Annotated in this window: 16 protein-coding genes; 6 read left to right on the top strand and 10 right to left on the bottom strand. The window is 71.1% G+C overall.

What is annotated here, in order from left to right; genetic code table 11:
* Positions 1-51: 51 nt before the first annotated feature.
* Entirely contained in the window at positions 52-711 is a 660-nt protein-coding gene (locus GEV26_RS05765) for a DUF429 domain-containing protein (RefSeq protein WP_194839976.1), read from the top strand.
* Here GEV26_RS05765 and hglS read toward each other — a convergent pair.
* Genes hglS through GEV26_RS05750 form a run of 3 tightly spaced genes read right to left on the bottom strand, consistent with a single transcriptional unit; the run spans position 708 to position 4,529 of the window.
* Complete coding sequence (gene hglS, locus GEV26_RS05760) at positions 708-1,940, bottom strand: 2-oxoadipate dioxygenase/decarboxylase (RefSeq protein ID WP_208431030.1); 1,233 nt, start codon at positions 1,938-1,940, stop codon at positions 708-710. The genes GEV26_RS05765 and hglS overlap by 4 nt on opposite strands.
* Positions 1,937-3,442 (bottom strand): L-piperidine-6-carboxylate dehydrogenase, encoded by a 1,506-nt coding sequence (gene amaB, locus GEV26_RS05755; protein WP_153652176.1) that lies wholly within the window; start codon positions 3,440-3,442, stop codon positions 1,937-1,939. The genes hglS and amaB overlap by 4 nt, the downstream gene beginning before the upstream one ends.
* A gap of 4 nt (positions 3,443-3,446) precedes the next feature.
* Positions 3,447-4,529, bottom strand: a complete 1,083-nt coding sequence (locus tag GEV26_RS05750; RefSeq protein ID WP_208431029.1) for a saccharopine dehydrogenase family protein — start codon at positions 4,527-4,529, stop codon at positions 3,447-3,449.
* A gap of 201 nt (positions 4,530-4,730) precedes the next feature.
* On the opposite strand from GEV26_RS05750, the gene GEV26_RS05745 reads away from it, so the two are divergent.
* The gene (locus tag GEV26_RS05745) at positions 4,731-5,924 is read left to right on the top strand and encodes an MFS transporter (RefSeq protein ID WP_153652175.1); all 1,194 of its coding nucleotides are present in this window, start codon (positions 4,731-4,733) and stop codon (positions 5,922-5,924) included.
* Here the strand turns inward: GEV26_RS05745 and leuA are convergent.
* Together leuA and GEV26_RS05735 are read right to left on the bottom strand one after the other, a co-directional pair.
* Entirely contained in the window at positions 5,921-7,666 is a 1,746-nt protein-coding gene (gene leuA / locus GEV26_RS05740; protein ID WP_153652174.1) for a 2-isopropylmalate synthase, read from the bottom strand. The genes GEV26_RS05745 and leuA overlap by 4 nt on opposite strands.
* Positions 7,667-7,828: 162 nt before the next feature.
* The gene (locus GEV26_RS05735) at positions 7,829-8,476 is read right to left on the bottom strand and encodes a hypothetical protein (RefSeq protein ID WP_153652173.1); all 648 of its coding nucleotides are present in this window, start codon (positions 8,474-8,476) and stop codon (positions 7,829-7,831) included.
* A 54-nt stretch (positions 8,477-8,530) separates the two neighbouring features.
* On the opposite strand from GEV26_RS05735, the gene GEV26_RS05730 reads away from it, so the two are divergent.
* Entirely contained in the window at positions 8,531-9,520 is a 990-nt protein-coding gene (locus tag GEV26_RS05730; protein WP_153652172.1) for a glutathione S-transferase family protein, read from the top strand.
* A gap of 7 nt (positions 9,521-9,527) precedes the next feature.
* Here the strand turns inward: GEV26_RS05730 and GEV26_RS05725 are convergent, their stop codons facing one another.
* The 4 genes from GEV26_RS05725 to GEV26_RS05710 all read right to left on the bottom strand — a co-directional run bounded on the left by GEV26_RS05725 (position 9,528) and on the right by GEV26_RS05710 (position 15,421).
* The gene (locus tag GEV26_RS05725) at positions 9,528-11,741 is read right to left on the bottom strand and encodes a transglutaminase TgpA family protein (RefSeq protein WP_153652171.1); all 2,214 of its coding nucleotides are present in this window, start codon (positions 11,739-11,741) and stop codon (positions 9,528-9,530) included.
* Entirely contained in the window at positions 11,728-12,942 is a 1,215-nt protein-coding gene (locus GEV26_RS05720) for a DUF58 domain-containing protein (RefSeq protein WP_194839975.1), read from the bottom strand. The genes GEV26_RS05725 and GEV26_RS05720 overlap by 14 nt, the downstream gene beginning before the upstream one ends.
* 49 nt (positions 12,943-12,991) lie before the next feature.
* A complete protein-coding gene (locus tag GEV26_RS05715; protein WP_153652169.1) occupies positions 12,992-13,930 on the bottom strand; it encodes an AAA family ATPase in 939 nt (312 codons plus the stop codon).
* A gap of 72 nt (positions 13,931-14,002) precedes the next feature.
* Positions 14,003-15,421 carry a class I SAM-dependent methyltransferase gene (locus tag GEV26_RS05710; RefSeq protein WP_153652168.1) on the bottom strand — a complete coding sequence of 473 codons (1,419 nt, stop codon included), beginning with the start codon at positions 15,419-15,421 and terminating at the stop codon, positions 14,003-14,005.
* A 100-nt stretch (positions 15,422-15,521) separates the two neighbouring features.
* On the opposite strand from GEV26_RS05710, the gene GEV26_RS05705 reads away from it, so the two are divergent.
* Positions 15,522-16,004, top strand: a complete 483-nt coding sequence (locus GEV26_RS05705; protein ID WP_153652167.1) for a flavodoxin family protein — start codon at positions 15,522-15,524, stop codon at positions 16,002-16,004.
* Between the two features lie 35 nt (positions 16,005-16,039).
* Entirely contained in the window at positions 16,040-16,786 is a 747-nt protein-coding gene (locus GEV26_RS05700; RefSeq protein WP_153652166.1) for a hypothetical protein, read from the top strand.
* Here the strand turns inward: GEV26_RS05700 and GEV26_RS05695 are convergent.
* On the bottom strand, positions 16,769-17,797 hold the full coding sequence (locus tag GEV26_RS05695; RefSeq protein ID WP_243838952.1) for a PHP domain-containing protein: 1,029 nt from the start codon (positions 17,795-17,797) through the stop codon (positions 16,769-16,771). The genes GEV26_RS05700 and GEV26_RS05695 overlap by 18 nt on opposite strands.
* 27 nt (positions 17,798-17,824) lie before the next feature.
* Here GEV26_RS05695 and GEV26_RS05690 point away from each other — a divergent pair, with 27 nt between their 5' ends.
* Positions 17,825-18,091, top strand: a complete 267-nt coding sequence (locus tag GEV26_RS05690) for an acylphosphatase (RefSeq protein ID WP_153652164.1) — start codon at positions 17,825-17,827, stop codon at positions 18,089-18,091.
* Positions 18,092-18,188: the final 97 nt, after the last annotated feature.

The following is an 18,188-nucleotide window of genomic DNA, read 5'->3' as shown; positions in this document are numbered from 1 at the left end:
GACCCACTGTCCGCCCGGCCACCGACAGAATCCACTGGCAGGATCGTCATCATGGCGGTGCTCGGGGTGGACGGATGCAGGCTCGGATGGGTGGGCGTCCGGTGGGACGAGGACGCCACCGAGGTCGTGGTCGCGCCGACGATCGCCGAGCTCGTGGCCGCGGCCGGCGACGTCGCAGCCGTCGCGATCGACATCCCGATCGGCCTGCCGACAGCCGAGCCACGTACGGCGGAGAAGCTGGCCCGGCGACAGCTGCCGGGCCGCGCATCGACGGTCTTCAACGCCCCGGCCCGGGCGGTGCTCGACCAGCCGGACTACCACGCCGCGAACAGCGCGAACCGGGCCGCGCTCGGCCTGGGGCTCAGCAAGCAGACCTGGTACCTCGTGCCGAAGATCCGCGACGTCCACGAGTGGCTGACGACCCGGCCGACGGTGCCGGTCGTCGAGGCGCACCCGGAGGTCTGCTTCGCGGCGATGAACGGCGCGGTCCTGGTGGACGGCAAGACGACCGCGGCCGGCGAGGCGCACCGACGACGGCTGCTGGCCGACCACGGTCTGGCCGTCGAGGCGCACGCACGCCGGGGCGTCGCGGTCGACGACGTGCTCGACGCGGCCGCCACGGCATGGACCGCTCGCCGGCTCCTCCTCGGGCAGGCCGAGCGGCTGCCGCCGGAGCCCCGCGACCAGCTCTCCCCCGCGATCTGGTGCTAGCCCACCGCTCCCGCGGCGCGCTCGGCGTCGTAGAGCGCGTACGGGTCGTGGAGCTCACGGCCGAGGACGGCCTGGAGCCAGCCCGCGTCACGAGCCGCGCCCTCGCGCGTCGCGTCCACGTTGCCGTCGCTCGTGAGGTTGGAGGCGAAGATGCCGGCCGCCGACTTGGGCAGGAAGTCCTCGTACACGATCGGCGCCAGCGCGCCGCTCGGGTCGCGCACGAAGTAGGCCAGGTCGCGCGCGTCCAGCTCCTCGTCCGTCGCCGGGAACGCGTCGATGCCCTGACTGTCGTAGAGCTCGCGTCCCTTGGGCGTCAGGGCGACGCCCCGTGCCTCGACCTCGCCGAACCGGACCCGCAGCTCGCCGGTCGACAGCGACCCGTCGGCGTCGCGGAACGTCCGCGGCTCGGCCAGCGCACGAAATGACGTCTGCCGCAGCAGGACGTCGGGCTTGTCGGTGCGGGGAGGCCCCTGGATCCGATCGATCATCTCGATCCCGCGATCGGTCATCCGCGCGTAGAGCGCGTCGATGTCCAGCACGCGCGGGGTGAGGTGGTTGATGTGGGTCGAGGCGACGCCCCCGATGTCGGCCGCGACGCTCGAGACGGCCTCGAGCCGCGCGTACCAGGCTCGGTCGACCGGCTCGGGCGACAGCTCGAACGCCGCGGTGGCCAGCTCGATGAAGCGATCCGCGTCGGCCGGTGACAGCCCGGCCTCGGCCTCGGCGCGGTCGGCCAGCTGCAGCAGCTCGTCGGGGAACAGGGTGCGCTCGGCCAGGAAGGTCCGCAGCTCGGCCTCCAGGTCGTCGTCGAAGAAGCGCCGGTCGTCGACCACGAGCAGCGAGGTGAACACCCGGAACGGGTTGGCCGCCAGCTCCGCACGGTCGAGCGGGCGGAACGCGGTCGAGACGACCGGGATCGGCGGGCTCGCCTCGCGCAGGTCGTAGAACCCGACCGGATACATGCCGCAGGCGCCGAAGATGCGGGCGACCTGCGCCATCTCCTCGGCCGTCCCGAGCCGGATGGCCCCGTGACGCTCGGCCGTCACGCGCTCGATCGAGCCGAGGCGCTCGGCGTCGTCGCGGGAGGCCATGACGTCGGCATTGACCTGCTCCGACACCTCCACGAGCGTCGTGTACGCGGGCACCTCGGAGCCGTAGAGCTCCGACAGGCTGCGCGCGAACCTCGCGCGCAGCGCCGTCGGAGTCACCCGGTCCTGCGCGTCGCTCACCCGAACTCCACGCCCTGGGCCAGCGGCAGCTCGGTCGAGTAGTTCACCGTGTTGGTCGCACGACGCATGTAGTTGCGCCAGGCGTCCGACCCGGACTCGCGACCGCCGCCGGTCTCCTTCTCGCCGCCGAACGCACCGCCGATCTCGGCGCCCGAGGTGCCGATGTTGACGTTGGCGATGCCGCAGTCCGAGCCGACGACGGACATGAACGTCTCGGCCTCACGGACGTCGAGGGTGAAGATCGCCGACGACAGACCCTGGGCTACCTCGTTGTGCAGACGCATGGCCTCGTCGAGATCGGTGTACGTCAGGACGTACAGCAGCGGCGCGAAGGTCTCGGCCTTGACGATCTCGGTCTGCTTGGGCATGTCGACGATCGCGGGACGGACGTAGAACCCGTCGCCGTCGACCTCGGCCCGGGTGCCGCCCGTGACGAGCTCGCCCCCGTCGGCCTGCGCCTGGGCGACGGCCTTCTCGAAGCCCGCGTACGCGCTCTCGTCGATCAGCGGCCCGACCAGCGTCGAGGACTCGAGCGGCGAGCCGATCGAGAGCGTCTCGTACGCGGCCCTGAGCCGGGCGACCAGGTCGTCCTTGATCGACTCGTGCACGATCACGCGGCGCAGCGACGTGCACCGCTGGCCGGCCGTGCCGACCGCGGAGAACACGATGCCGCGCACCGCGAGCTCGAGATCGGCCGACGGGGCCACGATCGCGGCGTTGTTGCCGCCGAGCTCGAGCAGCGAGCGCCCCAGCCGGGCGGCCACGCGCGGCGCGACCTCCTTGCCCATGCGGGTCGAGCCGGTGGCCGAGACCAGCGGCACGCGGGGGTCGTCGACCAGCACCTCGCCCACCGTGCGGTCGCCCACGAGGACGGCCGACAGACCCTCCGGCACGCCGGCGCGTCGACCGGCCTCGGCCGCGAGCGCCTGGCAGGCGAGCGCCGTCAGCAGGGTCTTCTCCGACGGCTTCCACACCACGGCGTCGCCGCAGACGAAGGCGAGAGCAGCGTTCCACGACCACACCGCGACCGGGAAGTTGAACGCCGAGATGACGCCGACGACGCCCAGCGGGTGCCACTGCTCCATCATGCGGTGACCGGGACGCTCCGTGGCGATGGTCAGGCCGTGCAGCTGGCGCGACAGGCCGACGGCCAGGTCGCAGATGTCGATCATCTCCTGCACCTCGCCGAGGCCCTCCGAGACGATCTTGCCCGCCTCGATGGACACGAGCGCGCCGAGATCGTCCTTGTGCTCACGCAGGAGGTTGCCGAGCTCACGGACGTACTGGCCGCGCACCGGCGCCGGGACGGTCCGCCACTGCTCGAACGCCTGCTGGGCCCGGCCGATGAGCTCGGACGCCTCGTCGGCGGTGTGCGAGCGGAGCCGACCGAGCTCGCTGCCGTCGATCGGCGACCGGCTGACCAGGTCACCGTCGGCGGTGAAGGGGTCACCCGCCCCGAGGCGCTCGAGGATCTGCTGCGTACGTGTCGCGATGTCCGTCACTGGTTCACACCTTTCCCTGCTCGGCGAAGTGCCGGCCGGCCTGAGTCGAGAACAACGCCTCCAGCGTGATGTCCTCCTGCTTGATGAATCCTGCCCCAGGCAGCACCCCGTCCGCGACCAGCTCGACGACGCTCACCGCGGAGGCGGCCGTCGTCCACGAGATCGCACGCCACGTGCGGCCCGAGATGTCGAGCGGCTTGTAGGCCCGGACGTGGTTCTCACGGAACGGCTTGCCGGCCTTGACGCCCTCGACCGCGGCGTGGATGTAGACCACGTCGTCGTTGACCGGCGGCTTGGAGTCGACCAGCATCTGGCCGACCAGGTCACGGCGCTCGCGCAGGTTGAGCTCGTCGAACAGGAAGTGCATCTGGTCGAAGTGACCGGGATAGCGCAGCGTCTTGTAGTCCAGTCGGCTGACGCGGCCCTCGTACGTCTCGCACATCGTGCCGAGACCGCCGGACGTCAGCGCCGCCTCGAGCTCGATGCCGCCGATGAGGACCCGCTCCTTCTCGGTCATGGCGGGCACCATCTGGCGGTGGCCCTGGCGCAGCACCTCGCAGTCGTTGAGGTACTCGTTGACGACGCCCTCGGGCGACCAGTTGATCGCGTAGCCCAGCAGACCGGTCGGGTTCTGCGGCAGCGCGCCGACCTTGAGCTCGATCGAGCGGATGTCGTCGAACGTCTTCGCGATCGAGGCACCGATGATGCCGATGAGTCCCGGCGCGAGCCCGCACTGCGGCGCGAACGCCGTGGCGGGGCGGTCCGACGCGAGCTCGATGACCCGGTTCGTGGTGGGCACGTCCTCGGTCAGGTCGAAGTAGTGGACCTGCGCGTCGTACGCGGCCTCGGCGACGTCGATGTTGAGGTGGTACGGCAGGCAGGACACGACCGCGTCGACGCCGCGGAGCGAGTCGCGCAGACCGGCGGCGTCCCTGACGTCGAGCGCCTTGACCTCGAAGGCGAGGTCGTCACGGGGAGCTGCGTCGTAGCCGACGACCTTGAAGCCCGACTCGCCGAGCAGGTCGGCGACGAGCTCGCCGACCTTGCCGAGCCCGAACACGGCGACCTGGTTGATGATGCGCGTCACGGAATCCTCCTCACGACTCCGCCGGTCCGGCGGAGCACACCGATGCGCCGGTGGTGACCGGCGTCACAGCGAGCGTACCGCCCACCGGCCGTCGTCTGTGTACCGGCTGGTCGGTACACCAGTGGTGCACCTCACACGGCGCTCGGGACGCGTGCAGGGCACACCGGAGTTGACCCCGTGGTCCCCCTCAGGAGCCCTCCCATGCCTCGACTCGCCGGCGCTCGCGCATTCGCCGTCATCGTGCTGGCCTTCATGGTCACGATGATCGGCACGACGCTGCCGACCCCGCTCTACGGGCTCTACCAGGACGAGATCGGCTTCTCCCTGACCACGATCACGATCGTCTTCGCGACCTACGCGTTCGGGGTCCTGGCGGCACTGCTCCTGTTCGGACGCTGGTCCGACGCGATCGGCCGACGCCCGCTGCTGCTCGCGGGCCTGGCGATCTCCCTCGCGAGCGACCTGCTCTTCCTCGTCGCGGACACCACCTGGCTCCTGCTCGTGGCCCGGGCGGTGTCCGGGATCTCCGCCGGCATCTACGTCGGCGCCGCGACAGCCGCGGTCATCGAGGCCGCCCCCGAGCGGTGGAGGGCCCGCGCACCGCTCGTCGCGACGGTCGCCAACATCGGCGGGCTGGGTCTGGGCCCGGTCGTGGCCGCCACGCTGGTGGACGCCTTCGCGTGGCCCCTGCACCTGACGTTCGTGGTGCACGCGATCGCCGCGCTGCTCGTGCTGGTGCTCCTCAGCCAGGTGCCCGAGACCGTCGACGTCGCCAGTGGCACCCGCCCACGCCTGCAGCGTCCGCTCGTCCCGGCCGCGGCACGCACGACGTTCATCGGGGCGGGCATCGCCGGCTTCGCGGGATTCGCCGTATCGGGTCTGTTCACCGCGGTGTCGCCACGCTTCGTTGCCGAGGCGGTCGACTCCCCCACCCCGCTCGTCTCGGTCTCGGTCGTGTTCGCCCTCTTCGCCGCCTCGGTCGTCGCGCAGGTGCTGCTGCACCGCGTGCCCACCGATCCGGGCGTCAACCTGGGGTGCGGCCTGCTGGTCGTGGGTCTCGCGCTCTTCACGACCTCGCTGGTCGAGAGGTCGCTGTGGCTCATGCTCGCCGCCGCGGTGGTCGCGGGCGCCGGCCAGGGCGTCTCGTTCAGCAAGGGCCTCGCGGCGGTGCTCACCCGGGTGGCGGCCCACGAGCGGGCCGGCACGACGTCGGCGTTCTTCGTGGTCGCCTACGTTGCGATCTCGGTGCCGGTCATCGGCAGCGGCATCGCGTCGGACCGCTGGGGTCTCGACGCCACCGGCATCGCGTTCTCGGGTGCGGCCGCCGTGCTGGCCGCGCTGGCGCTGGTGACCCTCGTGGTCGACCAGCGGCGCAGCGCGGCCGCGATCGGCTAGGCCGAGATCGTCTGGGCCGGGATCGTCTGGGCCGCGGCGCGGTTGGCCGCCGAGACGACCGCCCGCAGCGAGGCGGTGACGATGTTCTCGTGGATGCCGACGCCCCACACGGTCTCGCCCGCGACGTCGCACTCGACGTACGCCGCGGCGAATGCGTCACCACCCGAGGACAGGGCGTGCTCGGAGTAGTCCAGCAGACGGATGTCGGCGCCGGCCTGGCGCAGGCTCTCGATGAAGGCCGCGACCGGGCCGTTGCCCTCGCCCTTGAACTCCTGCACCTCGCCGCGCACCTGCATCTCGACGACCTGCTGGTCGCTGCCGTCGGCCGAGGTGACCGAGCTGTAGGTGATCAACGAGTAGGGAGCCTCGCGCTCGAGGTACTCGCGCTGGAACGCCGCCCAGATCTCGGCCGGCTCGATCTCTCCGGCCTCGCCCTCGGTGAGGCCCTGGACGACCTGGCTGAACTCGATCTGCAGGCGGCGCGGCAGGTCCAGCTGGTGGTCGTTCTTGAGGATGTACGCGACGCCGCCCTTGCCGGACTGGCTGTTGACCCGGATGACCGCCTCGTACGACCGGCCCACGTCCTTCGGGTCGATCGGCAGGTAGGGCACCGCCCACGGCATGTCGTCGACGTCGCGGCCCGCGGCCGCGGCGTCGACCGCCATGTGCTCGAAGCCCTTCTTGATCGCGTCCTGGTGCGAGCCGCTGAACGCGGTGTAGACCAGGTCGCCGCCGTACGGGTGCCGCTCGGGCACCGGCAGCTCGTTGCAGTACTCGACCGTGCGGCGTACCTCGTCGATGTTGCTGAAGTCGATCTCGGGGTCGATGCCCTGACTGAACATGTTGATGCCCAGCGTCACCAGGCACACGTTGCCCGTGCGCTCGCCGTTGCCGAACAGGCAGCCCTCGATGCGGTCGGCGCCGGCCATGTAGCCCAGCTCGGCCGCCGCGACGCCCGTGCCCCGGTCGTTGTGGGGGTGCAGCGACAAGATGATGCTGTCGCGGCGCGGCAGGTGGCGGTGCATCCACTCGATCGAGTCGGCGTAGACGTTGGGCGTGGCCATCTCGACCGTCGCCGGCAGGTTGATGATCAGCGGCCACTCCGGCGTCGGGTCGATGACGTCGATGACCGCGCTGCAGACCTCGAGCGCGTAGTCCAGCTCGGTGCCCGTGTAGGACTCCGGCGAGTACTCGTAGAAGATCTTCGTGTCGGGGGTGTGGATCTCGGCGTACTTCATGCACAGACGCGCGCCCTGCGTCGCGATGTCGGTGATGCCGTCCTTGTCCAGCCCGAACACGACCCGGCGCTGCAGCGTCGAGGTGGAGTTGTAGAAGTGGACGATGGCCTGCTTGGCGCCGACCAGCGACTCGAAGGTGCGGTCGATCAAGGGCTCACGGCACTGCGTCAGCACCTGGATGACCACGTCGTCGGGGATGTGGTCGCCCTCGATGAGCTGGCGGACGAAGTCGTAGTCGGTCTGGCTCGCGCTGGGGAAGCCGACCTCGATCTCCTTGTAGCCCATGCGGACGAGCAGCTGGAACATCGCCAGCTTGCGCGCGGGGGTCATCGGGTCGATCAGGGCCTGGTTGCCGTCGCGCAGGTCGACCGCGCACCAGCGCGGGGCCTTCGTGATGGTCGTCGCGGGCCAGGTGCGGTCCGGCAGGTCGACGGGCACGAACGGCGCGTAGCGCTGGAACGGCATCCCGCTCGGCTGCTGGGGGGTGGAGACGTAGGCGTTCATCGGATTCCTCGGGGTGTTTGTCTGTGATGGTCCGTCAGGGGCTGACGTGCGGCCGGGACGTGACAAACTCCGCGCCGAGGGGTCCGACCTAGAGGACCTCGACGCGGCAGAGAAGAAGCAGGCTCTGGTTCCGCATAGGCCCTGAGGCTATCAGGCCTGGAGTCAGCCCAGGTACGGCCCGCCCAGGACCAGCCACCCGGCGGGCACCACGGCGACGAAGCCGATCGCGAACACCCACCACCCCCGACGCGGGTCAAGCCCGAGCACGGCGGAGCACAGGGCCGCCGTCGCGGCCTGGGTCGCGTAGCCGGCGTACCAGGCTCGCTCGATCACGTCGCGACCCCACCAACTGACGCCCACGTCCTCCAACGATTCCTGGATCGCGCGACCGGTGTACTGATCACCCCAGGCCACCGCGACCGACGTGAGCTGCAGGGCGAACAGGGCAGCCAGGGCGACCAGGAGCCGCGTCGGCAACCGGTCGGCAGCGGCGTGCCCCCGGCGCCAGAGGAGATAGGCGACCACCGCGATCACGAACGGGAGGATCGAGACGACGTACGCCGCGGTGTACAGCCGCAAGTAAACCCGGTCCCCGTCCAGCGCCGAGGGCGCACCGCTCCCGGCCGCGTCGCCGAGGACCGCGGCCGTGTCCAGGAGGTGCCACACCACGGGCCATCCGGCAAAGATCATGCCGACGACACCTGTCGCCGCGGCGGCGACCAACGTCCGCCGTGCGCGCGGGTCGAACCGCCCGAGGTCGACCGCCCGCTCGAACGTGTCGCTCCCGACCTCCCCCGCCGGCTCCAGCACGCAGGTCACCCTAGTCGCCCGGCGCGGTCTGCCCCTGCGATCTACGCTGGCTGCATGAACAGCCAGTCGAGCATGGGGTCGTACGTCGAGCCGAACAAGGAGTTCGACCGGGACATGAACTACATCCCGGACCGGATCACCCGCGACGGGCGCGATGGCTGGCCCGTCGAGCCGGGGCGCTACCGCCTGATCGTGGCCAAGGCGTGCCCGTGGGCCAACCGCGCGATCATCGTCCGGCGCCTGCTGGGCCTCGAGGACGTCATCTCGATCGGCTACTGCGGGCCCACCCACGACGCCCGCAGCTGGACCTTCGACCTCGACCCCGGCGGTCGCGACCCGGTGCTCGGCATCGAGCGCCTGCAGGAGGCGTACTTCAAGCGGTTCCCCGACTACCCGCGAGGCATCACGGTGCCCGCGATGGTCGACGTGCCGACCGGTCAGGTCGTCACGAACGACTTCCCGTGGATCACCCACGACCTCGCGACCGAGTGGACCGAGCACCACCGCGAGGGCGCCCCCGACCTGTGGCCCGCCGACGTCCGCGACGAGATGGACGACGTCATGAAGCGGATCTTCACCGAGATCAACAACGGGGTCTACCGCTGCGGCTTCGCCGGCACGCAGGAGGCGTACGACTCAGCGTACGAACGCCTGTGGGCGGCGATGGACTGGCTCGAGGAGCGGCTCGCCGACCGCCGCTACCTGATGGGCGACTCGATCACCGAGGCCGACGTGCGACTGTTCACGACCCTGGCCCGATTCGACGCGGTCTACCACGGTCACTTCAAGTGCAACCGGCAGAAGCTGACCGAGATGCCGGTGCTGTGGGCGTACGCGCGCGATCTGTTCCAGACCCCCGGCTTCGGCGAGACGATCGACTTCGATCAGATCAAGCAGCACTACTACGTCGTGCAGACCGACATCAACCCGACGCAGATCGTGCCGCAGGGCCCCGATCCGGAGGTCTGGCTGACCCCGCACGGACGCGAGGCGCTCGGCGGCCGTCCGTTCGGCGACGGCACCCCGCCCTCATCCGAGCGGTAACGCCTGGTCAGGTGGCCAGCGTGCCCGGCGCGGCGGGCGCCTGGACCGCGACCCGGCCACCGAGCGAGCGGGGCAGGAGGGTCGCTCGGAGCCGATCGACCGGGCTCGCGCCCGCGCGGAGCGAGGAGGCGACCGCGACCAGGTCGGCCGTCTCGTCACCGCCGCCGGCTGCGTCCTTGGCGAAGCGGGTCGCCTCGACCCGCCGGAGCAGCCGGTCGAGCGCGTCGGTGTCGACCCCGTCCCGCTGACGCAGCCGAGCGGCGAAGCCGCGTGGCGTGTCGGCGGCGGAGCCGGGGATCCCGAGATCGCGCGCGACGTCCTCGAGCTCACGCCACAACGGCTCGACGGACGTGTGTCCACGCGCCAGCCGCCACCGTCGTCGGAGGCTGCGCACGAGCCAGGGAGCCGCACCGAGGACCAGGAGGGCCGCGAGCGTCGTGAAGGCGGTGCGCGACGACGTCTTGGACTCGGTGGCCTCGGCTGCGGCCGCCTCCTCGGGCACGTTGTCCTGGCTCCGGTCGCGCGCGGCGGGGGCCGGGGACGCCTCGTCCTCGCTGTCCTCCACCACGGCGGCGGGCTCCTCGAACGCCGTCGAGCTGCCCACGTTGGTGGTCGGGTCGAAGCGCGTCCACCCGACGCCTTGGAAGTAGATCTCGGTCCACGCGTGCAGGTTGTCCGAGGTCGCCTCGTACTCGGTCGAGCCGCCCCGGTCGCCGATCACCGATCCCGGCGCGTAGCCGACCGCGATGCGCGCGGGCATGCCGAGCGCCCGGGCCATGACGGCCATCGAGGACGAGAAGTGCACGCAGTAGCCGGCCTTGACCTCGAGGAACCTGGCGATCACGTCCATGCCGTTGCCGTCGTAGTCCTCGGCCGCGGGCGTGGTCTCGGAGTAGCGGAAGCCGCCGCTCGAGCGGAAGAAGCTCTGCAGCGCCCGTGCGCGGTCGTAGTCGTTGTCCGCGCCCGCCGTGACCTCCTCGGCCGTGTCACGGATGATGCGCGGCAGGTCGTTGGGAAGCTCGACGTATCGGGCCAGCTGGGGGCCGATCGGGGTCTCGATCGCCCGCATCTGCTCGGCCGTCGGCGCGACCTCCAGGCTCTCGACCGAGTACGTCTCCCCGCGGGAGTCGTCCTGCTCCGAGCGCAGGGTGAGGCCGGGGTTGCGGAAGCTCCACTCCCCCTTGAGGCCTCGGACGATCGGCAGCGCCGGGTACGGGACAGGCAGCAGCGAGCTGCGCAGCCCCTTGATCGAGATCGTGGTCCTGATCTGGTCGATCGCGATCTCGTTGTTGATCGGCAGCTGGCCCTCCAGCCGGTCGAAGCGGCCGAACTCGGCGGGCCGCCACGTCTTGCCGGTGAAGTCGCGCAGGGTCGCGACCTTGAGGTACTGCGCGGTGTCCGCGGTGGTCGTGTAGGTCAGCGCCTGGCTGCTGGAGTTGCGACGCAGGTTCTGCCCGAGCTGGAGCATCGGGTTGATGTCGCGCCCGAACACGGCCGGCGGCGGACGTCCCCAGCTCGCGGCCACCGCGCTGACGTCGGGCGACACGACCGGGAAGGCGACCGCTGCGGCGAGCGCACCCGCACCCAGGACCAGCGCGGGTCCCGCCCCGCGGCGTGCGAGGCCCGTGCCAGGCGTGCGGGAGCGCAGCAGCACCAGCCACAGCGCTGCGACGGCCAGGAAGAGCCACAGCGACGGGGTCTCGCCCGAGATCAGCCCCGGGGCAACGAAGACCGCCATCAGAAGCATGCCGATGAGCGGGGCCGCACGTCTGCTCTGCAGGAGCATGTCCGCGACGATCACGATGAGGCCGAACGACGAGGAGACGACCAGGACGATCGGCTCGGCCGCGCCCACCGGCGCCTGCTCCTCGACGATGATCTCGCGTGCGGACCGGCCGAGATCGGCCAGGGCGCTGAACGTGTCCCCGGTCGGGAGGATCGCGAGCAGGGTGTCGGGGACGAAGATCCACGCGATCGCGATCAGCAGGACCAGAAGGGCCACCGGTGCCACGAACCGGAACCCGAGCCCCCGCAGCAGTGCACACGTGACGCCCGTCATCGCGGCGATCAGCATCGTCGTGACGCGCCAGTCGTTGCCCTCGATGATCGAGCCGTAGCCGCTCAGCAGCAGCAGGAGCGCGACCGCGACGAGCGCGTGGTCGAACCAGATCTCGCCGGTGCTCCTGGCCGGCGCGCGGGGGTGGGGGTCAGCTCGCAGCATCGGCCCTCGCCCCGTCGAAGTGGGTCCACAGCTCGGCCAGGTCGTCCTTCGGCTCGTACTCCACGACGTTCCACCGGGCCGCGTCGAGCACGTCGAGCGCCGCGGTCGACGTGCCGACCGCGACGAACGCGAGGACTGACCGCGACGCCCCGAGAGCGGCCGTCCAGTGCCGGGCGCGCTCCGGCGTGAGCCGCCCCAGCACCGCGAACACTGCGCGCTCGGGACTGATGCGCGCGTCGTGGTCGCGCGGCTCGGGCTCCAGCACCGCCAGGTCGACCATCGCGTCCTCGAGGGTGTCCTGCCCCTCCGCGACGACGCGATCGACGGCGTGGCCGCTCGACTGCACCGTGACGACGTAACCCGCCCGGACGAGGTGGGCCGTGACCGAGGCCGCGGCGGCGACGCACCACTCGAACGCGCTGGAGTACTCCCAGTCGTTCCTGCGGTCGCGGGCCGTGCCCTGGCTCGACGGCTCGCAGTCGAGATGGACCGCGGCGCGAGGCGTCATCTGCTGCTCCTCCTGACGCACCATGAGCTGGTCACGATGCGCGGTGGCCTTCCAGTTGATGCGCTTGAGCGCGTCACCAGGCAGATAGGTGCGCGCGACGACGTCGTCGTCACCGACACCGGCGTTCTGCGGGGCGGGCCGGGTCGCGCCGTCGGCGCTCGACCCGCGCGGCGTGATGGCCGGCAGGGTGACCAGCCGGGGCAGGACCGTGAGCGGCTCGGCCGTGCCGAACGCGTGACGGCGATAGACCAGGCCGAAGGGGTCGCAGACGTCGACCCGCAGCGGTCCGATCGCATGCCGCCCCCGCCGCAGGCCCTGCAGGGCGTACGAGAAGGTGACCCGCGACTCGGCGCTGTGGCTCCCGCCGAGGGCCGGCAGGACACCCGAGGCGTCCCCCGAGATGCCGTGCGGGAGATGGTCCTCCCACCGGGCCTCGAGACAGGGCAGCACCGACAGGTTGGTGACCCGCACCGTCGCCCGGGACAAGGCGCCCGGCTGCACGACCTGCGGGCTGAACGACCGCTCGATCCGTACCCGCGAGTGCCCGAGAAGGACGAACGCCGTGGACAGCACGACCAGGCCGAGCAGCAGCCCCGTCACGTACAGCATGGCCGGCAGCGACAGCAGCGGCGCGAGGATGAACGAGATGACCGCGCCGACGAGGAAGCCGATGCCGCGTCGGGTCAGGACCACCGACCTCGCCGCTTCGCGCAGCCGACCCTGAGGTCTGTCGCGGGCCATGTCAGCTCGGCTGGACGGTGCCGGCCGGCACGGGCGTCTCGGCCACGATGCGGGCCACGACGTCCTCGACCGAGGCGACCCCGCGCATCGGGATCAGTCGGTGCGGAAGAACCACCTGGACGAGAGCGTCGACGTCGTCGGGCAGGACGAAGTCGCGGCCCTGCACGGCGGCGCGCGCCTTGGCCGCCCGCACCAGCTGCAACGTGGCGCGCGGGCTCGCGCCGAGTCGGAGATCGGGATGCACGCGGGTGGCCTGCGCGATCGCGACCGCGTACTGCTCGACGGCCGGTGACACGTAGACCGCGCGGGCCGTCGCGATCATGTGCTGGACGTCGTCGATCGTGGCCACGGCCTCGAGCGCGTCGAACGGATTCTGCGCATCGCGGCCCTGCACCATCGCCAGCTCGGCCGCGGCGTCGGGATAGCCCATCGAGATGCGGGCCATGAACCGATCGCGCTGAGCCTCGGGCAGCGCGTACGTGCCCTCCATCTCGAAGGGGTTCTGCGTCGCGACCACCGAGAACGGGCTGGCGAGCGTGTAGGTCGTCCCGTCGACCGTGACCTGCCGCTCCTCCATCGCCTCGAGCAGGGCTGCCTGGGTCTTGGGCGACGCCCGGTTGATCTCGTCGCCGATCACGATGTTGGCGAACACCGCACCGGGCTTGAACTCGAACTCGCGCTCGACCTGGTTGTAGACCGAGACGCCGGTGATGTCCGACGGGAGCAGGTCGGGCGTGAACTGGATGCGTCGCACCGAACAGCTCACCGAGCGGCCGAGCGCCTTTGCCAACATGGTCTTGCCGACCCCGGGCACGTCCTCGATCAGGAGGTGTCCTTCGGCCAGGACGACCACCAGTGCGGCCTCGGCCGCCTCGCGCTTGCCGGCGAGGACCTTCTCGATGTTGCCGAGGATGGCCCGCGCTACGGTGTCGAACTCCATATGTGATGGTAAGCACATGGAGGCAAACGCGCAGCCAGAAAGTGCGTGCGCCCGACACCCCGGGGGCCTCGGCTACGGCAGGTAGGCCGCCCGCAGCTCGAACGTCGCCGATCCCCCAGCACCCAGGCGGGGCCGGACCTCGACGGCGTCCACGTCGAGCATCGCCCCGTACGGCGCGGGCACGAACCCCCTCGACGCCTCCCCCGCACGCAGCCAGACGGCCCGCTTGCCCTCGGCGGGGAGCCGCTCGCTCGGCTTGAACGACCACGATGTGACGCGCGTGGTGCCCGCGTACGCCACGACGTCGAGACGTTCGAGATCGGCACACTCGGTGTAGCCAAGACCCAGGCGGAGCGACTCGATGCCGGCGACGGGGAACCGTACGCCGCCGCCGGTCGAGCGGCAGGTGACCCACGGCCCCTGCTGCGGCTCCACCGTGGCCTCGCCGCCACGCGCCGGGACGAACCCCGCCTGCGGCACGTCGACGAAGTGACGCGCGCGGACCAATGGGGCGGAGGCGTCCACGTCCGGCCGGCGGTCGGCGTCACGGACGCGTGCTGACGGCTCGGGCGATCTCGACGCGACCACGAGCGTCCAGGTGTTCGCGAGCGGCTGGACGTGATGGGCGAAGAGTCCCGCGCCGGCCAGCATGCCCTTCAGCCGCGCCACGTCGAACACCGAGACATGGCCCCACACGTGCTCGAGCCGGCCGTGCAGCGGCACCGAGAACAGCAGGTCCGCGCCCTCGGGAAGGGCGTCCGCGAGGATCCGAAGCGCGAGCTCGGCGTCGTCGACGTGCTCCAGCACCTCGCAGCAGATGACCAGGTTGGCATCGGTCGCCGCGATCTTCTCGGCGGTGAGCGCGAACAGGTCACCCGCCTCGAGCCTGATGTCGGCGTCGGCCAGGCCATTGGTCTCGAGCAGGCGGTAGGACTCCTCCACCCACGTGTCGATGATGTCGATGCCGTGATAGCGGGCGACCTCGCGGCCCTTGATGAGCTGGGCCGCGAGATATCCACGGCCGAACCCCACGTCGAAGACCCGGTCGCCCTTCATCGCAAAATCCATCGTGCGTCGGTATCGCAGCCGGTTGACCCGGCTCTCCTCGATGTCGACCATCTGGCGGCCCTCGGGGCTCTTCAGCAGCTCGATCGTGTCCCGCGCATAGGCGTCCCACGCCTCCTGCTCGTGCCCGAAGACGTGCTTCGCGGCGTGGGTGCTGATGCGCTCGTACGCGTCCACGAGCAGCCAGCCGGCGTCCACCGCAGCGGCCTCGGCCGGGTCCAGGCCCCGCCGCTCGGGCAGCCCCGCTCCACGTGCCGGACCGTGCGTGAGGCGCACCCAGCGACCCGGCATCGGATCTGTGGAGCGCTTCGCGGCCGGCCGCGCGACGGCCGTCGGGGCCGGGGGCAGCCCCCGCACGAGCACCCGGGCGGCCGTCCTCGCACGGCGCGCACCACGACGAAGGAGGGACCGCGCACCGGATCGCATGTCGCTCACACTAGGGGAAGAAGGGTCTGATTCGAGGGCGAATCAGCTCTCGTGCCACGTGCCGTGCGAGGGCGACCGCGTCAGGGTGCAGGCTGGACCCATGGCTCGTCTGCTCATCGTCCACCACTCGCCCACGCCCACCCTGGCGCAGCTCACCGAGGCGGTGGTGGCCGGCGCCCACGACGATGAGGTGCAAGGCGTCGACGTGGTCGTGCGTCCGGCGCTGGAGGCCCGCGCGGACGACGTCCTCAGTGCCGACGGGTACGTCCTCGGCACGAGCGCCAACTTCGGCTACATGAGCGGCGCCCTCAAGCACTTCTTCGACACGATATTCCTCGAGGTGGGCGGCGCACTCAGCGATGACGGCTCGGCCGGGCCGACCGGGACCGGGAGGAAGCCGTACGGACTGTGGGTGCACGGCCGGTACGACACGACGGGCGCGGTGCGATCGGTCCAGAGCATCGTCCAGGCACTTCCGTGGGCGCAGTCGGCCAACGTGCTCGAGGTGATGGGCGATCCGGGCCAGGACGACCTCGACCGGGCGTACGAGCTGGGCGGCACTCTCGCCGCCCTGCTCACGTGAGCGAGCGTGCTTGACGGCACGAGGAGGATGAAGGGGTGATCTCCCGCGTGCCCGACGCCCTGCCCACCCTCTCGGCCGGGTCCCACGACTCCTCGCGCGGCGAGGCCTGCGTGATGGAGTACGTCTCGCTGCTGGCCGGCGAGGAGTGGAGCGATCGTCCCGAGTGCACCCACGAGCTGCTGTCCCACGAGGCCCGCACCGTCAACGACCTGCTGCGTGACAGCGACCGCTCACGGCTCGTGCCTCTGATCGGGCGCCTGTTCGGCACGACCGAGGACTCCCCCGCCCTGCGCGCACACCTGCGCCTCGCGCAGGCCCGGCAGGTCGTCGCCCTGCTGGAGCCCAGCTCGAGAGGGCCTGCGCTGGCGGCGATCGAGCGGGCCGAGCGGCTGATCGGCCTCGACACCGACGACGACGTGCACGCCGCGTTCACGGAGGCGATGCAGTTCCCGCTGACCCACCACGGCGACCTCGACCCCGAGCACGTCGGGTTCCACGAACGGATGGCCCGGATCTTCCCGTTCGCCCTCTCCCCCGACCTGGGCACCGCCGAGGCGTACGCACTGACGGCGCTCGTGATCGCCCACAAGGTGGCCGCGTCGGGCGAGTGCCGGGCCGACTGCGGCAACGCCCCGGCACGGGCGCGACGCATGGTCAAGGACCTGTCGGGGCTCATCGACGTCTACGACGCCGTCACCGGCCGCCTCCTCCCGGACGTCACCGAGCACGACATCCGCGAGCTCGCCGCCGGCCTGGGCTCACCGTCAACGCTTGGCGTGTGACCACTCGAGCAGGCGGTCGACCGGCCAGGTCGTGACGATCCGGTCGGCCGGCACGCCGCCCGCCTCCGCGCGTGCGGCGCCGAGGTCGAGGAAGTCCAGCTGCCCGGGTGCGTGTGCGTCCGTGTCGATCGCGAACAGGCAACCCGCGTCGAGGGCCAGCGCGATGAGCTCGTCGGGCGGATCCTGACGTTCGGGCCGGGAGTTGATCTCGACCGCGACGTCGAACTCGGCGCACGCCGCGAAGACGGCCTTGGCGTTGAACTGCGACTGCGGTCGCTGCCCGCGCCCGCCCTGCACCAGGCGGCCCGTGCAATGGCCCAGGACGTTGGTGTGCGGATCGGCGACCGCGGTCATCATCCGGCGGGTCATCGCCTGGGCGTCCATCCGCAGCTTGGAGTGGACGCTGGCCACCACGACGTCGAGGCGCTCGAGCATCTCGTCGGTCTGGTCGAGGCTGCCGTCGTCATGGATGTCGACCTCGATGCCGCTCAGCAGCCTGAAGTCGTCGTACGCCCCGTCGACCTCGGCGACGACATCGAGCTGCTCGGTGAGGCGTTCGGCGCTGAGTCCGTTGGCGATCGTCAGGCGGGGCGAGTGGTCGGTCAGCACCTGGTACTCCCGGCCGCGCCAACGGGCCGCGCGGGCCATCTCCTCGATGGGCGATCCGCCGTCCGACCAGTCCGAGTGGCTGTGCAGGTCGCCACGCAGCTGGGCTCGGAGCTCCGTGCCGCCCTCGGCCAAGGGCGCGGCCCCCTGCTCGCGGAGCTCGGCGAGGTAGTCCGGCACCTGCCCGTCCACGGCCTGGCTGATCACGCCGTACGTCCGGTCGCCGATGCCCTTGATCCGCTTGATGCGGCCGTCCCGGGTCTGCGCGGCGATCTCGTCGGGGCTGAGATGACCGATCGCGGCAGCGGCCTTGCGGAACGCCTCGACGCGGTAGCTCTTGGCCTGGGCGCGCTCCAGCCAGAACGCGATCTCCTTCAGGGCGTCGACAGCATCGAGGTCTTCCACCTGCCCGACCCTATTACGGTGGAAGGCATGGAGCGTCGACATGTCATCGTGCGAGGAACCGTGCAGGGCGTCTTCTTCCGGGCGTCGTGCGAGCAGGAGGCCACCCGGCTGGGGGCCACCGGGTGGGTCGCGAACCGTCCCGACGGATCGGTCGAGGCCGTCTTCGAGGGCCCGGCCGAAGTGGTCGACCAGCTCGTGGAGTGGTGCCGCACCGGCCCACCCCGGGCGGCGGTGTCAGACGTCCAGGTGACCGAGCAGCAGCCGGTCGGCGAGCTCGGTTTTGAGGTCCGCTGACCGCCCCACCGAGTCGTCAGGGACGGTGTCGGAGCCTCGGCGTAGGCTGGGACCGGGAACTTTCCGTGGTCGATTCTGACTGAAATTGCAGGATATT

The organism is Aeromicrobium yanjiei, from assembly GCF_009649075.1.
In the GTDB taxonomy this organism is placed as follows: domain Bacteria; phylum Actinomycetota; class Actinomycetes; order Propionibacteriales; family Nocardioidaceae; genus Aeromicrobium; species Aeromicrobium yanjiei.
This window is presented reverse-complemented; position numbering and strand designations above follow the sequence as displayed.